Source organism: Streptomyces sp. NPDC012935 (genome assembly GCF_042900345.1).
Taxonomy (GTDB): domain Bacteria; phylum Actinomycetota; class Actinomycetes; order Streptomycetales; family Streptomycetaceae; genus Streptomyces.
On sequence record NZ_JBIBBC010000002.1, the window covers coordinates 378,898 to 400,849 of the forward strand.

At 73.2% G+C, this 21,952-nt stretch carries 27 protein-coding genes and 1 pseudogene; 17 read left to right on the forward strand and 11 right to left on the reverse strand.

All coding sequences use genetic code 11. The features are described from left to right. The first annotated feature begins 56 nt into the window (after positions 1-56). The 5 genes from ACFY5C_RS07050 (at position 57) to ACFY5C_RS07070 (ending at position 3,600) form a co-directional block, all read left to right on the forward strand. Positions 57-1,070: a permease gene (locus ACFY5C_RS07050; protein WP_389441410.1), complete on the forward strand. Its 1,014-nt coding sequence runs from the start codon at positions 57-59 to the stop codon at positions 1,068-1,070. Then, positions 1,067-1,873 carry a TIGR03943 family putative permease subunit gene (locus ACFY5C_RS07055; protein WP_389442189.1) on the forward strand — a complete coding sequence of 269 codons (807 nt, stop codon included), beginning with the start codon at positions 1,067-1,069 and terminating at the stop codon, positions 1,871-1,873. The genes ACFY5C_RS07050 and ACFY5C_RS07055 overlap by 4 nt, the downstream gene beginning before the upstream one ends. Before the next feature lie 158 nt (positions 1,874-2,031). Continuing rightward, on the forward strand, positions 2,032-2,787 hold the full coding sequence (locus ACFY5C_RS07060; RefSeq protein ID WP_389441412.1) for a GAF and ANTAR domain-containing protein: 756 nt from the start codon (positions 2,032-2,034) through the stop codon (positions 2,785-2,787). Positions 2,788-2,796: 9 nt separating this feature from the next. Next, positions 2,797-3,081 carry a ribosomal protein L7/L12 gene (locus tag ACFY5C_RS07065; RefSeq protein ID WP_389441415.1) on the forward strand — a complete coding sequence of 95 codons (285 nt, stop codon included), beginning with the start codon at positions 2,797-2,799 and terminating at the stop codon, positions 3,079-3,081. A 72-nt stretch (positions 3,082-3,153) separates the two neighbouring features. Further along, positions 3,154-3,600 (forward strand): MepB family protein, encoded by a 447-nt coding sequence (locus tag ACFY5C_RS07070; protein WP_389441417.1) that lies wholly within the window; start codon positions 3,154-3,156, stop codon positions 3,598-3,600. Positions 3,601-3,628: 28 nt separating this feature from the next. On the opposite strand, the gene ACFY5C_RS07075 is transcribed toward ACFY5C_RS07070, so the two are convergent. Continuing rightward, a complete protein-coding gene (locus tag ACFY5C_RS07075; RefSeq protein WP_389441419.1) occupies positions 3,629-4,408 on the reverse strand; it encodes a hypothetical protein in 780 nt (259 codons plus the stop codon). Between the two features lie 388 nt (positions 4,409-4,796). On the opposite strand from ACFY5C_RS07075, the gene thrS reads away from it, so the two are divergent. After that, positions 4,797-6,053 carry a threonine--tRNA ligase gene (gene thrS / locus ACFY5C_RS07080; protein WP_389441422.1) on the forward strand — a complete coding sequence of 419 codons (1,257 nt, stop codon included), beginning with the start codon at positions 4,797-4,799 and terminating at the stop codon, positions 6,051-6,053. A 140-nt stretch (positions 6,054-6,193) separates the two neighbouring features. Then, positions 6,194-7,168 carry a nucleoside hydrolase gene (locus ACFY5C_RS07085; RefSeq protein ID WP_389441424.1) on the forward strand — a complete coding sequence of 325 codons (975 nt, stop codon included), beginning with the start codon at positions 6,194-6,196 and terminating at the stop codon, positions 7,166-7,168. Positions 7,169-7,280: 112 nt separating this feature from the next. Here the strand turns inward: ACFY5C_RS07085 and ACFY5C_RS07090 are convergent, their stop codons facing one another. Beyond that, positions 7,281-7,619: a nuclear transport factor 2 family protein gene (locus tag ACFY5C_RS07090; RefSeq protein ID WP_389441427.1), complete on the reverse strand. Its 339-nt coding sequence runs from the start codon at positions 7,617-7,619 to the stop codon at positions 7,281-7,283. Positions 7,620-8,194: 575 nt separating this feature from the next. Between ACFY5C_RS07090 and ACFY5C_RS07095 the strand changes: the two genes are divergently transcribed. Beyond that, positions 8,195-9,055 carry a carboxypeptidase regulatory-like domain-containing protein gene (locus ACFY5C_RS07095; protein WP_389441429.1) on the forward strand — a complete coding sequence of 287 codons (861 nt, stop codon included), beginning with the start codon at positions 8,195-8,197 and terminating at the stop codon, positions 9,053-9,055. Positions 9,056-9,064: 9 nt separating this feature from the next. Here the strand turns inward: ACFY5C_RS07095 and ACFY5C_RS07100 are convergent, their stop codons facing one another. Continuing rightward, positions 9,065-9,526: an FxLYD domain-containing protein gene (locus tag ACFY5C_RS07100; RefSeq protein ID WP_389441431.1), complete on the reverse strand. Its 462-nt coding sequence runs from the start codon at positions 9,524-9,526 to the stop codon at positions 9,065-9,067. A gap of 182 nt (positions 9,527-9,708) precedes the next feature. On the opposite strand from ACFY5C_RS07100, the gene ACFY5C_RS07105 reads away from it, so the two are divergent. Further along, on the forward strand, positions 9,709-10,287 hold the full coding sequence (locus ACFY5C_RS07105) for a hypothetical protein (protein ID WP_389441433.1): 579 nt from the start codon (positions 9,709-9,711) through the stop codon (positions 10,285-10,287). Here ACFY5C_RS07105 and ACFY5C_RS07110 read toward each other — a convergent pair. The 6 genes and pseudogenes from ACFY5C_RS07110 to ACFY5C_RS07135 all read right to left on the reverse strand — a co-directional run bounded on the left by ACFY5C_RS07110 (position 10,247) and on the right by ACFY5C_RS07135 (position 13,753). Then, the gene (locus ACFY5C_RS07110) at positions 10,247-10,435 is read right to left on the reverse strand and encodes a hypothetical protein (protein WP_389441435.1); all 189 of its coding nucleotides are present in this window, start codon (positions 10,433-10,435) and stop codon (positions 10,247-10,249) included. The genes ACFY5C_RS07105 and ACFY5C_RS07110 overlap by 41 nt on opposite strands. Positions 10,436-10,532: 97 nt before the next feature. Next, a complete protein-coding gene (locus ACFY5C_RS07115) occupies positions 10,533-10,901 on the reverse strand; it encodes a DUF6479 family protein (protein ID WP_389441437.1) in 369 nt (122 codons plus the stop codon). A 77-nt stretch (positions 10,902-10,978) separates the two neighbouring features. Then, positions 10,979-11,422: a VOC family protein gene (locus ACFY5C_RS07120; RefSeq protein ID WP_389441439.1), complete on the reverse strand. Its 444-nt coding sequence runs from the start codon at positions 11,420-11,422 to the stop codon at positions 10,979-10,981. 668 nt (positions 11,423-12,090) lie between these two features. Beyond that, a pseudogene (locus ACFY5C_RS07125) lies at positions 12,091-12,441 on the reverse strand (MFS transporter); the annotation flags it as partial. A gap of 108 nt (positions 12,442-12,549) precedes the next feature. Then, positions 12,550-13,224, reverse strand: a complete 675-nt coding sequence (locus ACFY5C_RS07130; protein ID WP_389441441.1) for a DUF305 domain-containing protein — start codon at positions 13,222-13,224, stop codon at positions 12,550-12,552. A 109-nt stretch (positions 13,225-13,333) separates the two neighbouring features. After that, positions 13,334-13,753 carry a DUF6153 family protein gene (locus ACFY5C_RS07135; RefSeq protein ID WP_389441443.1) on the reverse strand — a complete coding sequence of 140 codons (420 nt, stop codon included), beginning with the start codon at positions 13,751-13,753 and terminating at the stop codon, positions 13,334-13,336. Between the two features lie 137 nt (positions 13,754-13,890). Here ACFY5C_RS07135 and ACFY5C_RS07140 point away from each other — a divergent pair, with 137 nt between their 5' ends. The 4 genes from ACFY5C_RS07140 to ACFY5C_RS07155 all read left to right on the forward strand — a co-directional run bounded on the left by ACFY5C_RS07140 (position 13,891) and on the right by ACFY5C_RS07155 (position 16,060). Then, entirely contained in the window at positions 13,891-14,301 is a 411-nt protein-coding gene (locus ACFY5C_RS07140) for a sortase-dependent protein (RefSeq protein WP_389441446.1), read from the forward strand. Continuing rightward, a complete protein-coding gene (locus tag ACFY5C_RS07145; RefSeq protein ID WP_389441448.1) occupies positions 14,298-14,942 on the forward strand; it encodes a class F sortase in 645 nt (214 codons plus the stop codon). Before ACFY5C_RS07140 ends, ACFY5C_RS07145 begins: the two co-directional genes overlap by 4 nt. A 115-nt stretch (positions 14,943-15,057) precedes the next feature. Further along, a complete protein-coding gene (locus tag ACFY5C_RS07150; protein ID WP_383614004.1) occupies positions 15,058-15,549 on the forward strand; it encodes an RNA polymerase sigma factor in 492 nt (163 codons plus the stop codon). Next, the gene (locus ACFY5C_RS07155) at positions 15,533-16,060 is read left to right on the forward strand and encodes a hypothetical protein (RefSeq protein ID WP_389441451.1); all 528 of its coding nucleotides are present in this window, start codon (positions 15,533-15,535) and stop codon (positions 16,058-16,060) included. The genes ACFY5C_RS07150 and ACFY5C_RS07155 overlap by 17 nt, the downstream gene beginning before the upstream one ends. Positions 16,061-16,073: 13 nt before the next feature. On the opposite strand, the gene ACFY5C_RS07160 is transcribed toward ACFY5C_RS07155, so the two are convergent. Together ACFY5C_RS07160 and ACFY5C_RS07165 are read right to left on the reverse strand one after the other, a co-directional pair. Further along, complete coding sequence (locus ACFY5C_RS07160) at positions 16,074-16,298, reverse strand: cold-shock protein (RefSeq protein ID WP_389441454.1); 225 nt, start codon at positions 16,296-16,298, stop codon at positions 16,074-16,076. A 19-nt stretch (positions 16,299-16,317) separates the two neighbouring features. Then, positions 16,318-16,944, reverse strand: a complete 627-nt coding sequence (locus ACFY5C_RS07165) for an expansin EXLX1 family cellulose-binding protein (RefSeq protein ID WP_389441456.1) — start codon at positions 16,942-16,944, stop codon at positions 16,318-16,320. On the opposite strand from ACFY5C_RS07165, the gene ACFY5C_RS07170 reads away from it, so the two are divergent. From ACFY5C_RS07170 to ACFY5C_RS07185, 4 genes are all read left to right on the forward strand, one after another. Continuing rightward, positions 16,931-17,110 (forward strand): hypothetical protein, encoded by a 180-nt coding sequence (locus ACFY5C_RS07170; RefSeq protein ID WP_389441459.1) that lies wholly within the window; start codon positions 16,931-16,933, stop codon positions 17,108-17,110. The genes ACFY5C_RS07165 and ACFY5C_RS07170 overlap by 14 nt on opposite strands. 367 nt (positions 17,111-17,477) lie before the next feature. Continuing rightward, complete coding sequence (locus ACFY5C_RS07175; RefSeq protein WP_389441462.1) at positions 17,478-18,896, forward strand: hypothetical protein; 1,419 nt, start codon at positions 17,478-17,480, stop codon at positions 18,894-18,896. A 91-nt stretch (positions 18,897-18,987) separates the two neighbouring features. Then, entirely contained in the window at positions 18,988-20,232 is a 1,245-nt protein-coding gene (locus ACFY5C_RS07180; RefSeq protein WP_389441463.1) for an AAA family ATPase, read from the forward strand. Between the two features lie 242 nt (positions 20,233-20,474). After that, complete coding sequence (locus ACFY5C_RS07185; protein ID WP_389441466.1) at positions 20,475-21,767, forward strand: VWA-like domain-containing protein; 1,293 nt, start codon at positions 20,475-20,477, stop codon at positions 21,765-21,767. The last annotated feature ends 185 nt before the right edge of the window (positions 21,768-21,952 follow it).

Here is a 21,952-nt window from a genome sequence, read left to right on the forward strand (position 1 = left end):
CCCACAGGCCGTCCCGATTGGCTGCCCTGGACATCCGGACAGGTGGGGACAGGCACATGGACAACCAGCGGAGCGCGCGGACGGTGGCCGACGGGCTGCGGCTCGCCGTACGCGCGCTCGTGTACATCGCCGTCGGCGGCGCCGCGCTCATCGCCATCGCCACGGTCGTCTCCGTGCTCGGCCCCACGCTCGCCCTCGACCTTTCCACCCCGCCTGTCGCCGCCTGGTGGACGGTCTTCACTGCGATCACGGTGCAGGGCGTGCCCTTCCTGCTGCTCGGCACGGTCGTCTCGGCGGCGATCGGCGCGTTCGTGCCGGAGCGGGTCCTCAGCCGTCTGCTGCCCCGCAACCAGGCGCTCGCGGTACCCGTCGCCGGGGCGGCCGGTGCCGTCCTGCCGGGGTGCGAGTGCGCGTCCGTGCCGGTGGCCGGGAGCCTGATGCGGCGCGGGGTCGCCCCCTCGGCCGCCCTCGCCTTCCTCCTCTCCGCGCCCGCCGTCAACCCGGTCGTCCTGGTGGCCACGTCGGTCGCCTTCCCCGGGCAGCCGCGGATGGTCCTGGCCCGGCTGATCGCGTCCCTGGTCACGGCGGTGGTGATGGGCTGGCTGTGGGCCCGGTTCGGCCGCGAGGAGTGGCTGCGCCCACCGAAGCGGTACGCCGACCCGGCCGCCACCGGCCTGCGCGCCTTCACCGCCGGCCTCCAGCACGACTTCCTGCACGCGGGCGGCTTCCTCGTCCTCGGCGCGGCCGCCGCGGCGACCTTCAACATCTGGGTGCCGCGCTCGCTGCTCGACCTCTTCACCGCCTCACCCTGGCTGTCGGTGCTGCTGCTGGCGCTGCTGGCGGTCGTCCTGTGCGTGTGCAGCGAGGCGGACGCGTTCGTCGCCGCCTCGCTGAGCGGCTTCTCGCCCACCGCGCGACTGGCGTTCATGGTGGTCGGCCCGATGGTCGACCTGAAGCTGATCGCCCTGCAGGCGGGCACCTTCGGGCGGTCCTTCGCCGTGCGGTTCTCGTCCGCGACCTGGGTCGTGGCCGTGGTGAGCAGCGTGCTGGTGGGGTGGTGGCTGCTGTGAGGCGGTACGGACCGGCGGTGCTGCTGCTCGTAACGGGCGCGGCGGTCCTGCGGATCTCGCTGTTCAGCGAGCTGTATCTGCGGTACGTGCAGGCGGGACTACGGCCATTCCTGGTGGTGTCCGGGTTCCTGCTGGTGCTGCTGGCGGTGGCCGCGGCGGTTGTCGGGCGACCGGAACACGAACCGCACGCCGAGCAGGGCGAGCACGCAGAGCACGGCGAACACTCCGGCCGCGATCAGCAACGCGAGCACGGCGAGAACGACGAGTACGGTGACGATTCCCACGCCCACGATCAGCACGCCGGTCACCATAGCCCCCGCGTCGCCTGGCTCATCACCCTCCCCGCCCTCGCCCTCCTTTTCTTCCCGCCCCCAGCCCTCGGCTCCTACAGCGCCGAGGGCGAGGCGGCGCAGCGGGCCGCGCAAGGGGTCGGGGTCTTTCCCGCGCTGCCGGCCGGGGACCCTGTGGCGCTGACGCTCGCGGAGTTCAGTTCCCGGGCGATCTACGACAGCGGACGGTCGCTGACGGGCCGTACGGTCCGGATGACCGGGTTCGTCACCCGGGACGACGACGGCACCTGGTACGTCACCCGCCTCCTCGTCTCCTGCTGCGCCGCCGACGCCACCACGAGCAAGGTCGAGATCCGGGGCGCGGACGCCCCGCCCGCCGACGCCTGGGTCACCGTCACCGGCACCTGGCACCCCAAGGGCAGGCTCGGCACGGACGGAGCATGGCCGCCGGTGTCGGACGCCGCGTCGGTGCGGCGCATCGCGCAGCCTGCGAACCCGTACGAGAGGCGCTGAGCGCTCCGCGGCATCGATACGGCCCCGCGCCTTGGAGTGTGGCCGCCGACGGGGTTTCGCCGTACGGGCCAGGGGTAGTCGGGCGTCGTCCGGGGCGGGCGGTGGGGCGGCCGCGAAGGCCCGGGACGACGCAGGCCGCGCAAGGTGAGGAGGCTGCCGTGCGGCCCAGAGACGATCACCGTGGTGAGGCCGGGCGAGAGCGGACCGGCGCCGCCGACGCGCTCGCCGAGAGCGTGCGCGGGGTGGGGCCCGGCGAGATCCCGGCGCGGCTGTGCGATGTCGCCGTCGAGCTGCTGCCCGTGACCTGCGCGAGCGTGTCGCTGCACAGCGACGGCATGCCCGTGCAGCTGGGCGCAAGCAGTGCGCAGGCCGCGTATGTGACGGAGATCCAGGCCACCCTGGGCGACGGGCCCTGCCAGTCCGCCGTGGAGAGCGGCAGGGCCGTGCTCGCGAGCGACCTCACGGCGGGGCGGGACGTCCTGCGCTGGCCCGTCTTCGCCCAGCAGGCCACCGCCGCCGGGGTGCGGGCGGTGTACTCGATGCCGCTCGGCAACGACACGGTGTGCGTGGGCACGCTCGACCTCTATCGCGACACGCCTGGCGATTTCACCGACCGGGACCTGCGCACGGCGCGGGTGGTGGCCGGAATGATGACCGTGGCGCTGATGGCGCTGCCCCGCGCGGAGGAGGCGGGCGACCCCGGTGACGAGCGATGGCTGAGCGGCCTCGCAGCCGACCAGGACCAGATCTACCAGGCCACCGGCATGATCATGGCCCAGCTGGGCGCCGGCACGGGCGAGGCGCTGGCACGGCTGCGGGCGCACGCGTTCGCGCACGGGCGTACGGCGGTGGATGTGGCCCGGGACGTGGTGGACCACCGGTTGCGGTTCGACCGGGACCAAGGGCCCCTATGATCGCCGACCATGGAAATAGTGGGTTACTTCATCGCGCTGGTCGCGATCGTCGGCTTCGTCAGCGTCGAGAGCCGGATTTCGCGTGCCGACCGGCGAGTTGCCCGGGTCGAGCGCAAACTCGACCTGATTCTCGATCACTTGGGGCTGCGTGACGACGATCCCCGGATGGCGAAGGTCGTGGCGCTGCTGCGGGACGACAAGAAGATCCAGGCGATCAAGGAGTACCGGGAGATCACGGGAGCGGGACTGGCGGAGGCCAAGGAGGCGGTGGAGCGCATGGGCCAGACGTCCTAGCCGTCCAGCCCCCGGGCCGTCGCGGCCCTCCAAGCCCTCCAAGCCCTCCAAGTCCCGTAACAGGGTGGACGGATGACCATCCCGGCACACAGCGATCTCGCGGCGGCGAAGGAGCTCGTCTACGACCCGTGCGGATTCGCCTGCTCGCAGCCGGTTCCCGAACCCGAGAGCGCCGAGTACGCCGCCCACGCATGCACCGTGGACGGCCTCTCCATCCGGTTCCGCGCGGCCAGGACCACACCCGCCAAGGCGGACCCGGTCGACCTCTTCGTCATCAGCTGCCGTGACGGCGAGCACTTCGGCCAGTTCGTCCTTCCCGTGGACGCGCTGCGCCGGCGCGGTGTCGTGTCGGTGGACGGTTTTGGTGGGAAGCGGGCCTTTCGCGTGTACCCGCCGTGGGTGGCCACCACCAACCGCCACGCGACCAGCACTCAGGCATGGCAGCTGGACCACTTCCTGCACCTGGACCAGGACGGGCCCGTCGACGCCGCTCGCGCCCGGAAGCTCTACCACCCGTAGGACGGCGCCGGGACGACCGTCGACCGTCCTAGATCTCCGCCCGGCCCCGCTTCCTGACCTCCGCCAGACGGGCGGCGCCCGTTTCGACGGCCGTCCAGGTGGCGTCAGCCGGTACTTCGCCGAGGCCGCCGTTCGTGATGGCGATCGCGTCGTCGCCCACCCGGACGGCGGCGACGTGCAGCGTGAGCGTGGGTGCGTCGTCGTACTCGGAGACGGCCCGCAGGAGGACTTTCAGACCCTGCCGGTCGTCCCCGATTTCCGGCATCTCGGCCGCACTCACCTCGACGGCCATCTCCCCGCCCTGCGCGGTGGCCGTGAACTCGCCGCACCTGTCCGGCAGGCGGCCCAGCCATGCCAGCGTCCGGTCCAGGTCCGCGGGCCGATGTGCCACGACCTGGTAGCGCAGCTGGGCCTCGTCCCAGGCGTTGTCCAGTCCGACCGACGCGCGCGTGCGGGCGTCCGGGCCGAAGAGCTCCTCGGCGTACAGGGCGTCGAGCAGGCGCCGGCAGTCGGCCGACTCGGTGTCCGCCTTGAGCATGGCCTCCCGCCAGGTGGCGAAGCCCTGGGTGGGGCCCCAGGGGTCGCCCAGGTCGGCCTCATCGATGAGCGCGGCCCGGGCCTGTGCCTCGGTGAGGGTGGGGGCGGCCGCGGGGGTCGCCGGCGTGGTGGGGCTCGCGGCGGAGGCGTGGCCGCGGGCGGCCACGGCCGGTCTGCCCAGGCCGGCGATGGAGGAGCATGCGGGGGCGGTCAGCAGGGTGGCTGCGGAGAGCGTCGCGGCGATGACGGCTCGGGCCGGGGGACGGGGCATCGCGGGCCTCCTGGGCGGGGTCAGGCGTGCGCTCAAGATCGGGTACGTGTTCTTAAGGCACCACCCCGGCGGTACGACCACCAGCGCGCCGGGCTGTCCGGGTGAAGCTGGGCGCGGGCCGCGCGATTTCACGCCTCGCCGACCCGGCCTCCAGCAGGGCGTGATCACGCGACTTCGCACGGGTGACGTGCATCGTGAAAATCACCGCGACGCCTCCACCCACCCGCTGTTACCGTCGCCCCATGCAGCGCGCCAACCCGTCTCTGACGACGACGCCGGACCCCGTCCCGGCGCCGCGCTGAAAGCTGAGCGAAGATCCAAGCCCCGGGGCGAGTGCCCCGGGGTTCTGTCGTGGGCGCTCGCCCCTTCTTCACCCGGAGGAGCAGCCATGCACGACCACCGCCGCCTCGGCCGCGAACTGGACCTCTTCGACACCGACCCCCTGATGGGTGCCGGCCTGCCGTACTGGCTGCCCGACGGCGCCACCCTCCGGCACGCACTGGAGGAGTACATCCGGGAAGCGGAACGCGGGGCCGGCTACCGGCACGTCCACTCCCCCGTCCTCGGCAAGCGCGAGCTCTACGAGATCTCCGGGCACTGGGACCACTACAGCGAGGACATGTTCCCGCCGATGGACCTCGGCGGCGGCGAACAGCTCGTCCTGCGCCCGAGCCTGTGCCCGCACCACGCCCTGATCTACCGTTCCCGCTCTCACAGCTACCGCGAACTGCCCTTCCGTATGGCCGAGTTGGGCGGCATGTACCGATCCGAGCTGTCCGGAGTCCTCGGCGGCCTCACCCGGGTGCGGGCGATCCACCTCAACGACGCCCACGTCTTCTGCACCCTCGACCAGGCCGTCGACGAGGCCCGAGCCGCCCTCGAGCTCATCGCCCGCGCTTACGCCGACCTGGGGATCAGAGCCGTCCGCCACCGCCTCTCACTCCCGTCCGCGGCACAGGAGGGCGGCGCGGGCGGCGGCAAGTACGTCGCCGACCCCGAGCTGTGGCGGCGAGCCACCGCGCTGCTGCACGAGGTGCTCGACGCCTCCGGCATCCCGTACGAGGCCGCGGAGGGCGAGGCCGCGTTCTACGGTCCCAAGATCGACGTCCAGATCGCCGACCCCGCCGGACGGGAGGCGACCCTGTCCACCGTTCAGATCGACTTCCACCAGCCCGAACGCTTCGACCTGCACTACATCGGCCCCGACGGCGCCAGGCACCGCCCGGTCATGGTCCACCGCAGCATCATCGGCAGCGTCGAAAGAGCCGTCGCCCACCTCATCGAGCAGCACGGCGGCGCCTTCCCGGTCTGGCTCGCCCCCGTGCAGCTGGTGATCCTCCCCGTGTCGGACGCCCAGACCGAACAGGCGGAGAGGCTGCTGCACCAAGCCCTCGGCCAGGGGCTGCGTGCCGAGCTCGCCGGTCCCGGACAGGGCACCCTGGGTGCGCGCATCCGGGCGGCGCGTCTCGTCCCGTACCAGGCTGTCATCGGGGAGCGGGAGGCGGCGGCCGAGGCGGACGGGGGCCGGGCGGCCGTACGGCTGCGGGACGGGCGTAAGCCGGGGGCCGTACCGGCCGCGGAACTCATCACCCGGATCGCCGCCCGTGCGAAGGCCCGCGGACCTGAGCTGTGGGACGGCCGATGAGCCGGGGGGCTTTAGACGCCGTATGACGCCGCGCGCACCAAGACGTGCGGCGACGCCATACGGCGACGCACTCCACCTGGACAACACCGTAAGGTCGGTTTCGGTGAACCCGCCACCGGACCCGTGAGAGGAACCCCGCCGTGACGAACGCCGACGGTCCGCCCATCCCGGTGATCATCGACTGTGACACCGGCGTCGACGACGCCCTCGCGCTGTTGTTCGCCGTACGCCACCCGGGCGTCGACCTGCGCGCGGTCACCTGCGTGGCCGGGAACACGGATGTGGACGGCGTCGTACGCAACACCCTCACCGTGCTGGAGCAGGCCGGCGCCCCTGACATCCCCGTCGCCCGGGGCGCCGGACGGCCGCTGATCGAGTCCGCGCGCTCGGCGCGGCACGTGCACGGTGAGGACGGCATGGGCGACATCGGCCTGCCCGCCCCGACCCGCGCCCCGGCCGACGTGGACGCGGTGACGCTGCTGCGCCGCGAGATCCTGGCGTCCCCGCGCCCGGTCACACTCGTGCCGACCGCGCCGCTGACCAACATCGCCCTGCTGCTGCGCACGCACCCCGAGGTGACCCGCAACATCGAGCGGATCGTCTTCATGGGCGGCGCCGTGGCCTGCGGAAACGCCACGCCGGTGGCGGAGTTCAACGTGTGGCACGACCCGGAGGCGGCCGCGATCCTGCTCACCGCCGGGGTGCCGATCACCATGTACGGCCTGGACGTCTTCCAGCGGGTCGTGGTCCCCGGCGCGGACGTACGGCGCCTGCGGGAGAGCGCCGAGCCCGGTACCCGTCTGGCGGGCGACCTGCTGTCGCACCGCCCGGCCACGCCGGATGTCGCCGCCGACTCCGAGGCCGGTGGCATCGGCGACGCGGGCGCGGTGTGCGCGGTCGTGGACCCGGCGGGCATCACCACCCGCCTGCTGCCCGTCGAGGTCTCCCTCGCCCCCGGGCCGACGCGCGGCCAGACGATCGTCGACCGCCGGCCCCGGCCCGGAGAGGCCGAGATCCACACCGGCCTGCGCGAACAGGCCTTGGTGGACGTGGCCCTGGACGTGGACGTCGACCGCTTCGTGAAGCTGTACCTGACGACGGTCGAGCGGCTCTGACCCGTCTCCGGACTCGTACGGCCCCCTGGTCGCGGATCCGACCGGAGCCGCCGCACCTACGCCGTCCGTGTCGCGTACGGCCGTCAGGGTGCCGGCGGGCAGTCCCCGCCCCTCACACCGCGCCGCCGAAGAACACCCGCACCTCCCTGATCAGCCCGTCCCGGACACTGATCGCCTCGACGTTGCGGTAGCGGCCGCCCGCCGTGAGCTCGTACTCGTAGTAGGCGAAGACGAGTTCGCCGTCGGCGGGGGTGACATGCAGGAGTTGCTGCTCCTTCAGCCGGTGGGCGGTGGGGAAGCACCGCTCGAAGAAGGCCGCCTTGTCGAGGTGGTCGTCCTGCGGGCTGGTGAAGGTGAAGTCGTCGGCGTAGAGGGGGAGGGCGGCTTCGCGGTCCTGTGCCAGATAGTGGCGGAATGCCGCCCGGACGACGTCCGCCGGAGTGCTGGTCATGCGGGGCTCCTCAGCCGTGGGGGGCGCTACTCCTCCGAAACCCACCGTATCTTTGCCCGGGCCGGGCGGGCGCCGTACGGGTGAGAGGCACCGGCCGCGCGCGTGGCGCATCGGATCGCCCGGCCCGGCTGCCCCAGGATCCGGACGCGTGGCACACACCTTCGACGAACTGGTCGCGATGCAACGGGCGGCGGACCAGGCACACGCCAGGGTGGAGGACCTACGGGACCAGTACGGCCCGCCCGCCCACACCCCGTGGACCGAGCTCCGGGCCGACACCTACGCAACCGCCTGGCGCACCTGGCGCGACCTCGCCCGCACCGTCCAGAGGGCGGTCACCGAGCACGCGGCGGAACAGGGCATCGCCCGCAGCGCGGTCGAGGCGGACGTGAAGACGACGGCCCGTCACCGAAGCCGGCGGCGCAGGACTGACGCCGGCTTCCCGGCGCCCGGACGGGTGGTGCGGATCGCGCTCCTGGTCCGTACGGCCGAACAGCGCGCGTCGTCCGCACAGCCGGGACACGACAATCGCAGGCAGTGGTGTTGCCGACGCACGTGTGAGGAGCTCCGCCGACATGAGCAGATTCAGGAGGGCGACGGTCCTCGGTTGTCTCGCCGTGGCAGGCGCGATGACCGCGGCCGCAGCGGCGTACGGCGCCGACGGGGCGTCAGAGCCGGGCGGCGGCGACCTGTGGGCGACCGCGACCATCGAGCCCGGGCGGGAAGGCATCGTCCGGGTCGGAGGGTACGACGGGGCGCCGCTGGGCGCGGGATCGGTGCTGACTCTGTCGGCGCCCGCGAACGCGAGGGTGACGGGCACGCCGTTCGCCGCGGGCGGGTTCCGAGGGGCGGTGGCCCTGGGCGGGGCAAGCGGGACGTACACCTTCGAGGGGCCGGCCGGCCCGGTCGCCGGGGAGTCGGCACCGGCGGCCTGGAAGGGCCGTACGTTCCCCTTCGTCCTGTCGGTCCCCGCGGACGCCGAGCCCGGCACGCGTCTGCCCGACTGTGCCCTGGTCCTGAAGGACGCGAAGGGCACCGTGCAGCAGAAGGGCACGTGCGTCGTGACGGTCGGGCTGCCCGCGCCGACCCTCTCCCGCCCCCAGTCGGGCGTGCCGCTGGGCGCGTTGCCGAAGATGTCGGGCACGGCCTACCCGGGCGCCCAGGTCACCGTGCGCGACGCCCTCGAGGAGGAGGTCTGCGCGACGACCGCCGCGCCCGACGGCGCCTGGTCCTGCGTGCCGAGCCTCGCCCTCGCGCCGGGCGCGGGCCGCATCCAGGCGACGGCCACGTTCAACGGGGTCAGCGCGGCGAGCGAGCAGATCCACATCCTCGTGACGGAGCCGGCCGCCGCGCAGCCGGACACGGTGACGGACAGCGAGGGCGGACGGCTGGCGCCGGACGCCGCGCACAGCCACGCCCGTGGTGCGGGTCGGTAGCGCGCCGAATCAGTAGCGCACGGCCCGGGCCACCTCCGCCCGGACGTCCCCGCTCAGGTCACGCGTGCTGCGGACGGTGCCCTTGCCCGTCCTGCCCGCGGCCACGTCCGACACGGTCACCACGTTCGCGTCCAGGAGATTGCCGTCCTCGTCGCGGAAGTTGACCTGTACGCCGAAGGACTTCGTCGAGTCGGTCGTGTTCTCCGCCGTCACCTCCACGGTCGTACGGCCGTCCGAGTCGGTCGTCGGATCGCCCAGCCGGACCGCGCCCTTGGCGTCGACGCCGCCCTTGATGTCGTCGAGCTGCTGCCCCGCCTTCGCGGTCGCCGAGGCGAAGGCCGACGCCGCCCGGCTGGCCACCGAGGAGGGCGTGTCCTCGTCGCTGCAGGAGGTCAGGGTGAGGGCGGCGGCCACGGCGGCGGTCGTCGTGAGGATCGCGTTGGTCGTCCACCGCGTTCGGTGACCGGGCATGGCGCCTCCAGCGGGTCGGTTCGGTCCGGGTTCCTTCAGTGAAGTTCCGTGCGCCGCTGTCCGCACTCCGGGCGTCACCCGATCGGTCCTTCCCCCGTGGTGGCCATCCCCGGCCCGGTCGATCGTCGAACCGACCGCAGCACCCGACCACGGGTACACGCGAGAAGTGGGGTACGGCAGCCATGAGCCAGCAGCAGCCGCAGTCGCATGCGACGGACGCGGCACACAGTCCCGCCGGCACCCCGGGCTCGCCCGGCACCCAGACCACCTGGGGCTCGGCCGCCCCCGACACCGGCGGCCACCGCCCCGGCCCGCCCGCCCCCTCCGACACCAGCTGGGGCACCGGTGCGCTCGTCTTCGCCGGTGTGCTGATGCTGGTCAACGGGCTGCTGGCGATCCTCCAGGGCATCTCCGCCATCGCCGAGGACGACGTCTACGGCAGCGTCGGCGACTACGTCTACAAGATCAACCTCACGGCGTGGGGCTGGGTCCTGCTCGGCATCGGCATCGTGGCCGCCTGCGTCGGCTACGGCATCCTCAAGGGAGCCTGGTGGGCCCGGATCACCGGCATCTTCCTGGCGTCCCTCAGCATGGTCGCCCACTTCCTGTTCCTGCCGTACACGCCCGTCTGGTCGGTGATCATGGTGGGCATCGACTTCTTCGTGATCCTCGCCCTCGCCACGGCGCCGGACGTCCCGCGCGACAACGCTTCGGCGCGCGCTAGCGCTTCAACGCGCGGTAACGCTTCAGGAGTGCGCTGACCCTGGCCGGGTCCTTGCGGCCGTTCAGCTCGGTCAGCAGGTCGTCGGGGCACAGCTCGTAGAGGTCGCCCCAGAAACGGCGGCCGTGGTTGTCCCAGATGCGGTAACCGCCCGGGGCACCCCTGGCCACATAGCGTCGTCTGCTCAATCCGTTGCGCCCCCGTCCGGACCGCACACGCGTCGTACGCCTGCGGTCCGGTCAGGGTGGCAGGGCGCAGCCGCTCGCGTCGCCCGGATTTCGGGGCTCAGCCGTGTCCGATGCCGCCGCCGCCGAAGGAACCGCTCTTGCCCGGCAGCCAGCGCTTGCGGTGCTGGTCCTGACTGCGCCTGCTGCCGGCGTGGTGCAGCTCGTGCGGCAGGAGTCGTTCCCTGCCCACCGCGTGCGGCACTTCGTCGGGCTCCCTGAGCTCACGCTCCTCATGGACCGGGCCGGTGTCGGGGATATGGGGCTGCTCCTCGGGAGTGGGCCGCGGCAGCTCTCGATCACGGACCCGCATGCCGAGCTGCACGGCCCAGACCAGGGCGCCCGCGATGACCAGGCCACCCGCAAAGGCGGCGATCACGTTGAGTACTTCACTCGACGTGGCCGCTAGTACAAACGTCGTCGTACTCATGCCCCAATTATCACCGAAACGGCCGAATAAGCTCCTTATGCTGCCGAGGAACCCCAGAACCGCGTGTTCTCAAGGGTCTACGCGCGTTCCGTGGCGTCGTCCAGCTCGGTGAAGAGGGTCAGCTGGAGGGCGCCGGGCGCTTCGAGGCGGGAGTTGAGGGAGTTCCAGGGCGTGCGGGTGGGCTCCGCGAGAACCTCGGCTCCGGCCTCCTCCAGCCTTGCCGTGGTCGCCGTGGAGTCGGCCACCTGGAAGGCGACTCGGACATGACCGGCCACCCGCCGGCCGACTTCGACCTCGTCGATGAACTCCGCGTGCTGCGGATCCGTCAGCTCCAGCGTCGCCCGTCCGGCGTCGAGGATCGTGACCCGGCCACCGGGCGAGGTGAACGCGCCGCGCTCGGGAAGCCCGAGCACATCCCGGTAGAACCGCAACGCCTCGTCGTAGTCCTCCGCCGTGACCACCAGCCGGAGCTCGCGTACGGGGGATTCGGCCGGGGTGTCGGCGGCGGGCGCGTCGGACATGTTCGGCTCCTACTCGACGAGCGGTTCTTCGACTGCTTGTGACACCTGAACCCTGAGCCTCGGCCCTGTGATTCCCGACCGACTTCGACACCGGCCCCCGCACCTGGTTACCGCGGTCTGCGTCCGGGCTCCGCGGGGCTGCGGCTGGGGGCCTGGGCGGGCGGCGGGTTTCGAGGGGGCGTGGAGCGGGAGCCCTGCTCCCGAGTCGGCGCTTTCCGGCCGGCCTCGGCACTGGCTGTGCGGGCGGGGGGCGCCGTGGTTGGTGGCGTGGCGCTGGTCTTCGGCTGCTTCCGCCAGGTCTGTGACCGGGCCCGGGATGAGCGGCGAGTCTTCGACCGGTTGTGAAACGCGCGCCCGGGCTCCCTGGCCCGTGCCTCTCGTGCCGGCCTGGGCACCGGCCGTGCGGGCGCGGGGTGCTGTGGTTCGTGGTGTGTCGGGTACGTGGTTCTCGAGGGCGGGTGGCCGGGTTCCGAGGTGGGTGCCGAGTTTTCGACCGTGGGGGGTGCGTGAGTCTGCTCGCGGGGGGTGCTTTTCGTGCCGGCCTGGGCACCGGCCGCGCGGGCGCGGGGCGCCGTGCTTCATGGCGTCCCGCGCACACGGGTCCCCCAGGTCCGCGCCCGGATCTCGAGATCCGCGGCGAGACCCAGGCGATCCGCGGCCGAGCTGACCTACCCCGCCTTGACCACCGCCCGCCCCGACTCGTCCTCGGCGGACGGCCGTTGGGCCGTGGCGTTGCGCTGCCTCGGGATGAGTGTGGCGAGGGCGAAGGCCAGCAGGGCTGCTCCGGCGCCGATGGCCATGACGACCTTGAAGCCGTTCTCCGAGGGCAGGGCGTGGCCGCCGAAGTCGGTGGTCATGCGGGCCAGGATGACGCCCGCGAGGGCACTGGCGAACGAGGTGCCGAGCGAGCGCATCAGGGTGTTGAGGCTGTTGGCCGCGGCCGTCTCGGAGGGGTCGACGGCGCCCATGATCAGCGCGGGTCCGACTGCGCGGCCCGTCCCGCCTGCCGCGATCGTGGACCCGGCCGGGCCGGGGGAGTCGTACCAGCGGGGGCCGGGCCTGAAGTGACTGTGCGGGGCGGGGGCCCGGCCGCGGGAAATGGCCCGGGCCCACCGCCCGTCAGGGCGTCAGCCCTCGTTCTTGCCGAGCAGCTTGTTCATCTCCTCGATCTCGGCGGTCTGGGCGCTGATCACGTCGTCGGCCAGTGCGGTCGCGGGAGCGTACTTGCCCTTCGCCTTCTCGGCCTCGGCCATCTCCACCGCGCCCTCGTGGTGCTCGACCATCATGGTCAGGAACATGGAGTCGAAGGCCTTGCCGGAGGACTTCGCCAGCCTGTCCATGTCCTTCCGGTCCATCATCCCGGCCATGCCGGTGTCACCGCCGTGACCACCGGAGTGGTCCATCCCGTCCGTGTCGTCCGCGGCGGGCGCGGCCGACGGCACGTCCTCGCCCCAGGCCTTCAGCCACCCCGACATGGTCCGGATCTCCGGGGCCTGGGCCTTCTCGACACGTGTGGCGAGGTCCTTGACCCGGGCCGAGGAGGCGCGGTCGGCGGCCAGCGCTGCCATCTCCACCGCCTGCCGGTGGTGCGGGATCATGCCCTGCGCGAAGGAGACGTCCTGGGCGTTGTGCGCGCCGGCGGTGGCCCCGGCGGTGGCGTCGGCGCTCGGCGAGGGCGACGGGTGCGCGCCGGAGGCGGTGTCCGAGTGGTCGCCGCCGGCGCAGGCGGAGAGGACGAGTGCGGCGGTGACGGCCGTCGCGGCCAGGGCGGCGCGACGGACCACGGTGCGTGTGCTGGTCATGCTGAGAACTCCTGCGATGTACGTGAGTTGCGGCGCCCTTGGGGCGCGGCACGGGCATGGCTGAGTGCCGTACGCCCTCAGTGGGTGAGGGGGACGGCTCGGCCTTGTCCTAGGTCCGCAGGATCTGCAGCTCGGCCAGTGAGGGAGGCGCGCGCCCGCCTTCGGGCACGGCGGCCACGGAACGGCCGTCGAGGCCGGCCGCGACGGCGCTGCCGGCCGGATCGGGCACCGGGGCCGGCAGCACCGGGCCCGCACCGACGGCGTTCGACGCGCAGGTCGGGTCGGCGTGCTGGGCGTGCCCGCCGCCCGAGTCGGGGTTGTGGCAGACGGCCTCGTCGGTCAGGGCCGTCACGTGGACGCTCATGACGGGAGCGCCGTGTCCGTGGTGCGAAGGGACCGAGACGGCGTCGGCGGGGCCGAGCGCGTGCATCGCGAACAGCCCGGCGAGCAGCCCGAGCAGCAGAATCATGCGCCACGGCCCCGGCAACGGGATCCGCAGCGCACGGTGTTGCTGCGCACGGGCTGTCACGCCCGTCATCGTAGCGGCCGATGGCTTTGCCATCTCTTTACAACCCGCCCCGCCGCCCCGTCGTCTCTTCGCTCGACCCGTCACCCAGCCCGCCGGGTACGGCAGTACCGGCCGGGCCGACGAAAGAGAGCGACTCAATGCGCCGAACCGTCCTCAGCGCCATGGCACTCAGCTGCGCGGCCCTGTTCGCGACCGCCGCCCCCGCGCTCGCCGACACCTCGTCCCCGACCCCGGTCCCGAGCACGTCGGCCGGCTCCCCCGCCACGGACGCCCCGAGCCCCAGCGCCGAGCCGACCCGTCCCCCGTCCTCCGCCGAGCCGACCCGTCCCCCGGCCGACGACACCCCCCAGCCGTCGGCCGCGCCGACCCGGGACAGCGGCCAGATCTCCGTCCGGCCGTCCGGGGCGCCCGACACCGGCGTCACGCCGACCTCCTCGGACTCCGGCAGCGGACGGGGCGGGATGATCGGCGGGGGCGCCGCCGCGGTGCTCGTCGCCGGAGGCGCGACGGCCTTCGTCGTACGGCGTCGCCGGATCACGGGGGCATGATGCCGCTGTCCAGGCGGGCGTTCGCCACGGCGGCGATGGCGTCGCTGCTGGTGGGCTGCGGCGGCCAGGGCACAGAGCAGGGTGCTGACGCGGGCTCCCGGCGGAGAACGGACGCGGAGGCGTCCAAGGAGGGTCGGGAGGGCGGGTCCTCCTCGGCATCCTCTAACTCCACGCGCACGCTGGGAAGTTCACCCCCGGTCCGGCTCCGGATCCCGGCGATCGACGTCGACACCCCGGTCATCCGGCTGGGTCTGGCGCAGGACGGCACCGTGGAGGTGCCGCCGATCACGGCCGACGACCGGGCGGGCTGGTACCGGCACTCGCCGACTCCGGGCCAGGTCGGCCCGTGCGTCATCCTCGGCCACGTCACGGTGGGCTCCTACGGGGCCGGAGTGTTCCGGGACCTGGCGCGGCTGCGCCGGGGTGACCGGATCGTGGCGCGCAGGAAGGACGGCACATCGGCGGAGTTCGCCGTGAGCTCCGTGCGGACGGTCGCCAAGGCGGACTTCCCGGCGGACGACGTCTACGGCGACACGGACCGCCCGGAGCTGCGGCTGATCACGTGCGGCGGACCGCGCTCCGGCGACGAGTACCGCGACAACGTGATCGTCTTCGCCGAGCTGAGCTCCACGTCCCCCTGACCGCACCTGCTCCGCAGTACCGGCACGAAAGCCGGTGCCGGGCCGCCGGAACGTACGCCGCCGGCCCGGCATCCCTCTTGGTGCCGCGCAAGCTTCCTCACGACCATGGAGAGCGTTGAAACGGTCCCGCGACAAGGCAGCGTCCGAGCTGTTCGCCGCCCTCTACCCACGCCTGGCCGGCTGGTGCCGCCGTCTCGTCGACGACGACGAGACGGCCCACGAGATCGCCTCGGAGGCCTTCACCCGGCTCTGGGCGCGTTGGAGCCGGGTGGAGGAGCCGCGCGGGTTCCTCTACGTCACCGCGGCGAACCTGGTCCGGGACCACTGGCGCAAGCTGGAGCGCGAACGGCGGGCGATGCGCCGGGCCACGACGGAAGCCGCGGTCAACTCCCACACCGAGCAGGAGGACCCGTCCGTACGCCTGCTGGTCCAGTCCCTCCCCGAACGCCTGCGCGTGCCGATCCTGCTCCACTACTACGCTGACATGCCGATCCGGGAGGTGTCCGTGCTGACCGGACGAAAGGAAGGAACCGTCAAGGCCGACCTTCACGCGGCCCGCGAACTGCTCCGCGTCCACCTGAGGAGAAGCCTTGACCACACGCTTTGACGAAGACGCGGACGGTCCGGAGCTGTCCCCCGACGACCCGCTCGCGGTGATCCTCCGCCCCGCCACGGACTACCTCGCCCCGCCCCCCGGCAGCTACGAGTCCATCCGCCGCCGGGCCACCCGCCGCCGGCTCGTCCGTGCGTCGATCGGGGCGGCCGTGACCTGCGCCGCGGCGCTCCTGGTCGCCTTCCCGCTCAGCTCGGGAAGCTCCGACGCCCCGCCCGCCCCGGCGCCCCCGCTCGCACCCCCACCCGCGACCGACCGCACGACGCCGCCCACCCCGTCCCCGTCGCCGCCGCGAGCGACCTCATCGACGCCGACGGTGCCACCGGAGGCCACGACCTCCGAGCCCACCCCGACGGCGCGGGCCACCGACTCCCGTACGCCGAGCAGTTCGCCCCTGCCCACGGCCGCTCCGTCGTCGACGCCGACGTCGGACGGGGCGTCGGCGTCGGTGGATCCGACCCCGGGCGGCGTGACGGCGAACGTGACGGGGACGCCCCGGCGTTAGCCGTGTGCGCGTGTCAGGCGGTCCGAGGCACGATGCTCACCGCGCGGTAGTCGTAGCCGTCCTGCTTGAATCCGGGGGCTTCCCACGTGAGGTCGACCAGCTGTCCGGGCGCCAGCGTGCGGAAGCCGGTCACCTGGATGTCGGAGTAGTGGCCGAAGCAGCCGCCGGGAGTCTCGGGCGAGTCGAGCACACCCCACCCTTCCTCGTCGCTCCACTCACGAACCGTCGCAGTCACCATGGGGCGAGCCTACGGGTTGTCAGTGCACCGCGAACTGGGCCCGGGCCGGCTGCAGGACATCCGGGCGTACGGGGAGAGCGTCGACCGTCAGCTTCTCCCCGTATATGTCGGTGAGTCTCAACTCGCCCCCGCAGCCGCTCCCCTGCTCGGAGAGGAAGTAGTTGTACTCCGTGCGCCGGAGCTGCCGCCAGCCTCCGCCGTCGCGGACCTCCAGGCGGGCCAGCGGGTTTCGGTGGCCCACCGCCTGGATGCCGCACCAGTGGCTGCTGGAGCCCGTCTTGTAGCGGATCGAGATGTTCCCGGGCGCCTCGGGCGTCCCGGGGCTCAGCAGGCTCCAGGTGATCGGGATGCGTCCGGCCGAGGGGGCCGCGAGCTTGGCGAACGCCTGGGCGCTGAGGTCGAGTTGGCCGGGGGCGCAGGGCAGGGGGCATTCGTTGGTGATGCGGACCGTGACGGCGGCGCCGCCGGACGCCCTGACGCGTACGTACGCTCCGCACGCCTGGGACGTCTCGTAGTCCGCGTGGTTCATCGCCGCCGTCATGACGTCGTCGGTCGGGCCGTACAGGCAGGCGCCGTCGCCGTTGCCGGTGTCGTAGAAGGTGGCGATTCCGTCGTAGGCGATGCCGGGGCGGATGCGTCCCGCCAACGGGGCCGGGGCGGAGGCCGGTCGCGATGTCGCCCTGGCTGAGGCCGAGTTGGATGCGCGCGCCGATGCGGTGGTCTTGGCGGACGGCGGGGACGGGGACGGCTGGGACGAGGTCGGCGCCGGCTTCGGCACACGGTTCGGTGTCGTCGGTGAAATTTTGGACTGACCGCCGGTGACAGGTGTCGTCGGGGCATCGGCGGCCGTGGGGTTCGCGTCGGGGCGCAGAGCCATGAGCAGGGATGCGGCCAGTGCGACGGCCGCCAAGACCACGGCTGGGACCAGGGCCGCACGCCACTTGCGGGGGGACCGGCGGCGGTGGGAGGGGGATGCCACGAGTGAGTCCTTACGTCCTGACGTGGATCGGCACATGGATCGGCAGATGCCGTACACGGGACAGTGGTTGCCGGGGGCGGAAAGGTTGCCGCGGTGCGGAAAATGCCTCGCGGCTGCGTGCGGGCCGCGTTACGCTCGCCCGCGATGACGACTCACTCTGTCCACAGATTGGGGGTCCCGTCCGCGCAAGGTGAGTGCTGATGAGCACTTCGATCGCGAACGGGAACACCCGGCTCTCCGAGCCCTCATTGCTTTCTTTCTGGCCGCGCGTGCGGGAGTTCGCCGTGCCGGCCTCCATGATCGAGACCGCGACCGCCCGTCGGCTGGCGGGGGACTGGGCGGGGGCCTGTGCCGCCGCCGGCGTCGATGTCGATCTCGATCTGCGTTCCGTGGTGCGGGATCACGGTCGGGAGACCGCCGCCCGCCTTCGGGGCGATCTACGCCATCTCGCTCCCGACCTGCTGCGCTGGCACATGCCGAGGATCGCTCCCGACGGGCTGCTGCGGCCGGGACTGACGCTCGCGCTGGCCAAGTACGGCGGCGGGGGGAGACGGGGACGGGGCGGCCCCCTGCATCTCGTCGTGCGGACTCCGCCCGCTTGGGCCGATGCCGGGCAGCGGATCAGCCTCGGGTTGTGGGAGGGGGTTCCGAATCCCCACCCGCATCCGCGTCCCAGCCGGCGGTTCCGGTTCGATCTGCACCGGCATCTGTGGGATGCGCGGCGGTCCGGTGAGCTGCGGAATCGGGCCGGTGGTGGGCTGCTCGACGGTGAGCGACCCGGGCCGGAACCGGATCTTCCCGGGACCGTGCCGTACGGGCGTGGCTGTGCCGTCGACCGGTGGGCGGACGAGGCGCGGCTGCTCCTTCGCGCCGAGGGGCGGTCCGCGGGGGCCGTGCTCGTGCGGTTGGGGGGACGGCATCGGCTGGTGCTGGAACTGCGGGGGGAGCGGGACGGGGACGGTGGCACCGGGGCTGAGGCGATGCGGATCGCGGCGTCCACCAAGCGGCGTGCCGGTGCGCTGCCGGTGCTGCCCGACGCGGCGACCTGGGTGCTGCCCGACCTGGAGTTGCTCCGCGCCGGTGCTGTCGAAGCCGATCGGCTGCATCCACTGGTCGCCCAGGCCCTGGTACCGGGGCGCCCGCCGCCGTCACGGCCGCCCTCTGCTCCGGACCGGGCAGGGCAGCCACGCCTCGTCGACTGCCGGGGCGTCCGGCATCGGATCGGTCTGGTCGACGGGGTACTGGCCCCGCTGGACCACGACCCCGCCGAGATTCGGCGGGAAGAACTGCTGGCCTCCCTCACCGGCACGCCGCTGCCCTGTCTCCAGGCCATCGACGAGGCACACCGGCATCCGGAGTGCCTGCCCGACGTCCGCGAACGGCTCTGCCACGGCGACACCGCCGGTGCGCTGGCGGTCGTCGAGGGACTGCTGGGTCCGGAGGCGGTGCTGCGTGACGGTGCCTTGCGGGACGAGTTGCAGGCCGCTGCGCGCCGGCGCCTGACCTACGGGCTCTTCCGCGCCGGGTTGACCGGTCCCGGTCCGGGCCGGATCCGGTACGACGAGCGCGGCCGGCCCCGTCAGCAGCGCGGGCACCCCCGGCACGCGGCACTTCGCTGACCCGGGCATCCGAGTCCGCGCTCCGCCCCCCACCTCGCCTCACCACCTCGCCCCACCACCCACCCATCTCGAGACCCACAGGTGACCTCATATGCCCACATGCACCCAGAGCCGGCCCGCCACGCCCCAACTCGACGTCGCCGCAGATCTGTTGTCCCTCCTCCGCGACACCACCACCGAACCCCGCCCCGACGTGCAACTGGAGGCCCTCACCCTCGCCGTCGCCGCCGACCTGCCCGTCCTGCTGTGGGGTGAGCCGGGGATCGGCAAGACGGCGGCGCTCACCCAACTCGCCGCCACCCTCGATCTTCCGCTGACCACGGTGATCGCCAGCGTCCACGAACCGTCCGACTTCTCGGGGTTGCCCGTCGTCGGGGACGACCCCGCGGAACAAGGGGTTCCGATGGCCCCGCCGGACTGGGCCGTCCGGCTGGTGAAGTCCGGGCGGGGGCTGCTGTTCCTGGACGAGTTGTCGACCGCGCCGCCGGCTGTGCAGGCCGCGCTGCTGCGGCTGGTGCTGGAGCGGAGGATCGGGGCGCTACGGCTGCCGCCGGGCGTGCGGATCGTGGCCGCCGCCAACCCGCGGTCCTCGGCGGCGGACGGGTGGGAGCTGAGCGCGCCGCTGGCCAACCGGTTCGTGCATCTGCGGTGGGTCCACGACCACGAGGTCGTCGTACGCGGCCTGGGTGGGACCTGGCCACGGGCGACGCTGCCGCGGCTCGACCCGGAGAAGCTGGCGGGGGCCGTGGACTTCGCCCGGCGTGCTGTGTGCGGGTTGCTCTCCGGGCGGCCGGGGCTGGTGCACCGGTTGCCCAGCGGCGAGGCACGGCGGGGCGGGCCATGGCCCTCGCCCCGCAGCTGGGAGATGACACAGTGCCTGGTCGCCTTCGCCACCGCGGCCGGGGCCTCCCGGGAGGTGCTCTCCCTGCTGGTGCGGGGCACGGTGGGGGACGGGCCGGGCCTGGAGCTGCTGGCGAGCGTCGACAGGATGGATCTGCCCGACCCCGAACTCCTGCTCGCCGACCCGTCGGTGGCCGACCTGCCCGAGCGGGGGGATCTGCGGCAGGCCGCGTTGGACGGCGTGGTGGAGGCCGTTCGGGCGCGGCCGGACAAGTCCCGCTGGGACGCCGCCTGGGCGCTCCTGGTCAAAGCCGTGGAGACCGGCGCCCCGGACCTCGTCGTCGTCCCCGCCACCACCCTCGCCTCCCTCCGTCGGGAGGACTGGGACGTACCGGCCTCCATCGACCGACTCGCCGGAGTGGTCTCCCTGTCCCGCCGAGCGGATCACACGGCGGCACGGACAGCGGCGGCCGCGGCGCAGGCGGGGCGGCGATGAGCGAGGGTGAGGCGGGGGCGCGCCGGGCTGCGTCCGGGTCGGTGGAGGTGAGGCCGGCGGGCGCCGGCCCGTCGGGAGCGCGCCGGGCTGTGCCTGGCGCGAGCTCTCCGGAGGCGCTCGCGGAGCCGGTTCGGTCCGGTGGGGCGGTGCCCTTGAGGGCGGCGGATCCGGCCGGGGCCTGTCGGGACGCCTTGCGGCCTGCGCAAGGCGGGGCGGCGACGAGCGGGAGTGCGGCAGGCCCCATGAGGGGCAACTCCCCAGGTACCCCCCACTCTTCACCCGGCCCCGCACCTCGCCCCCTGGACCGGGAGAAGCTCTTCGCCGCCCGGCTCCACGCCGCCCGGGTCCGCCCCTACCTGGCAACCGCCCTCTTCGCCCTGCACGTCGTCGAGTCGTGGCGGGTGCCGACCATGGCGGTGGACCGGCACTGGCGGTGTTACGTGTCGCCGGGGTTCGTGGCGCGGACACCCGTGGAGGAGTTGGCCGGGGTGTGGGTGCACGAGGTGTCGCATCTGCTGCGGGATCATCACGGGCGCGGCGACCGGGTGGCGCGTGAGCGCGGGCTGACCGGTCCCGGGGAGCGGCTGCGGATGAACATCGCCGCGGACTGCGAGATCAACGACGACGTGTACGGCGACGGGCTCGCCCGGCCCGAGGGCGCCGTCGAACCGGCGACGCTGCGGCTGCCCGAGGGTGAGCTCATGGAGGACTACCTACGGCAGTTCCGGCTTGGGCCGCGTACGCAGGATCTGGCTTGGCTGGACTGCGGCAGCGGGGCCGACGGGCTGGAACGGGAGTGGGATCTGGGCGCGGACGGCGCGCACGGACTGAGTGCGCAGGAACGGGACGCGGTCCGGTTCCGGGTCGCGCAGGGCATCACCGGCCGCCCCGGGAACGCCCCGGACGGGTGGCGGCGGTGGGCGGAAGAAGCGTTCCATCCACCCCAGCCCTGGCGGGAGTTGCTGGGGGCGGCTGTGCGGTCGGCCGCCGGTGGCCCCGGTGCCGGCGAGGACTACACCTACGGTCGCCCGTCGCGCCGCTCCGCCTCGGTGCCGGGCGCCGTCCTGCCGAGCCTGCGGCGACGGCCGCCCCGCGTGTGTGTCGTCATCGACACCTCCGGTTCGGTCAGCGACGCCGAACTGGGCAGCGCGCTTGTGGAGGTTGCCGCGATCTCCCGGGCCGTGGGCGGGCGCCGTGACCTGGTCAGCGTGGTGCCGTGCGACGCGGCGGCAGGGGGTGTGCACCGGGTGTGCCGCGCCGAGGGAATTCCGCTGGTCGGGGGCGGCGGAACGGATCTGCGCGCGGGCTTCGCCAGGGCATTGCGCGCGCAACCCCGGCCCGATGTCGTCGTCGCCCTGACGGACGGCCAGACACCGTGGCCGAGCACGCGGCCGCCGTGCCGGACCGTGGTGGGGCTGTTCCCCCGGCAGCGGGCGGCCACCTCATGGGACGAGGACGATCCCGAGTACGTACCGGACGCGCCACCGGACTGGGCGCACGTCGTCGAGATCGGGTCGGTGGGTTCGAGTCGGTGAGGCCCAGGGCGTTGACCTGTGGCGTGAGACCCCGGGGGTGACCCGGGCGTGAGACCCGGGGGTGAGACCCGGGCGTGAGACCCGGGGGTGAGACCCGGGCCGCGGGCCGTCGTACCCACGGTCGAGCCACCGCCGCTCAGTACTGCGTTCTCAGTACCTCCGATTGTCGGCAGCCGCACGACGAC

What these genes read in the sequence shown, in the direction of transcription:
- ACFY5C_RS07050 (WP_389441410.1), top strand. Translation starts at nt 57, where the DNA reads ATGGACAACCAGCGGAGCGCGCGGACGGTGGCCGACGGGCTGCGGCTC.
- ACFY5C_RS07065 (WP_389441415.1), top strand. Translation starts at nt 2,797, where the DNA reads ATGGAAATAGTGGGTTACTTCATCGCGCTGGTCGCGATCGTCGGCTTC.
- ACFY5C_RS07070 (WP_389441417.1), top strand. Translation starts at nt 3,154, where the DNA reads ATGACCATCCCGGCACACAGCGATCTCGCGGCGGCGAAGGAGCTCGTC.
- ACFY5C_RS07075 (WP_389441419.1), bottom strand. Translation starts at nt 4,408, where the DNA reads ATGCCCCGTCCCCCGGCCCGAGCCGTCATCGCCGCGACGCTCTCCGCA.
- thrS (WP_389441422.1), top strand. Translation starts at nt 4,797, where the DNA reads ATGCACGACCACCGCCGCCTCGGCCGCGAACTGGACCTCTTCGACACC.
- ACFY5C_RS07090 (WP_389441427.1), bottom strand. Translation starts at nt 7,619, where the DNA reads ATGACCAGCACTCCGGCGGACGTCGTCCGGGCGGCATTCCGCCACTAT.
- ACFY5C_RS07095 (WP_389441429.1), top strand. Translation starts at nt 8,195, where the DNA reads ATGAGCAGATTCAGGAGGGCGACGGTCCTCGGTTGTCTCGCCGTGGCA.
- ACFY5C_RS07100 (WP_389441431.1), bottom strand. Translation starts at nt 9,526, where the DNA reads ATGCCCGGTCACCGAACGCGGTGGACGACCAACGCGATCCTCACGACG.
- ACFY5C_RS07105 (WP_389441433.1), top strand. Translation starts at nt 9,709, where the DNA reads ATGAGCCAGCAGCAGCCGCAGTCGCATGCGACGGACGCGGCACACAGT.
- ACFY5C_RS07115 (WP_389441437.1), bottom strand. Translation starts at nt 10,901, where the DNA reads ATGAGTACGACGACGTTTGTACTAGCGGCCACGTCGAGTGAAGTACTC.
- ACFY5C_RS07120 (WP_389441439.1), bottom strand. Translation starts at nt 11,422, where the DNA reads ATGTCCGACGCGCCCGCCGCCGACACCCCGGCCGAATCCCCCGTACGC.
- ACFY5C_RS07130 (WP_389441441.1), bottom strand. Translation starts at nt 13,224, where the DNA reads ATGACCAGCACACGCACCGTGGTCCGTCGCGCCGCCCTGGCCGCGACG.
- ACFY5C_RS07140 (WP_389441446.1), top strand. Translation starts at nt 13,891, where the DNA reads ATGCGCCGAACCGTCCTCAGCGCCATGGCACTCAGCTGCGCGGCCCTG.
- ACFY5C_RS07145 (WP_389441448.1), top strand. Translation starts at nt 14,298, where the DNA reads ATGATGCCGCTGTCCAGGCGGGCGTTCGCCACGGCGGCGATGGCGTCG.
- ACFY5C_RS07160 (WP_389441454.1), bottom strand. Translation starts at nt 16,298, where the DNA reads ATGGTGACTGCGACGGTTCGTGAGTGGAGCGACGAGGAAGGGTGGGGT.
- ACFY5C_RS07170 (WP_389441459.1), top strand. Translation starts at nt 16,931, where the DNA reads ATGCGTCCCGCCAACGGGGCCGGGGCGGAGGCCGGTCGCGATGTCGCC.
- ACFY5C_RS07175 (WP_389441462.1), top strand. Translation starts at nt 17,478, where the DNA reads ATGAGCACTTCGATCGCGAACGGGAACACCCGGCTCTCCGAGCCCTCA.
- ACFY5C_RS07180 (WP_389441463.1), top strand. Translation starts at nt 18,988, where the DNA reads ATGCCCACATGCACCCAGAGCCGGCCCGCCACGCCCCAACTCGACGTC.
- ACFY5C_RS07185 (WP_389441466.1), top strand. Translation starts at nt 20,475, where the DNA reads ATGAGGGGCAACTCCCCAGGTACCCCCCACTCTTCACCCGGCCCCGCA.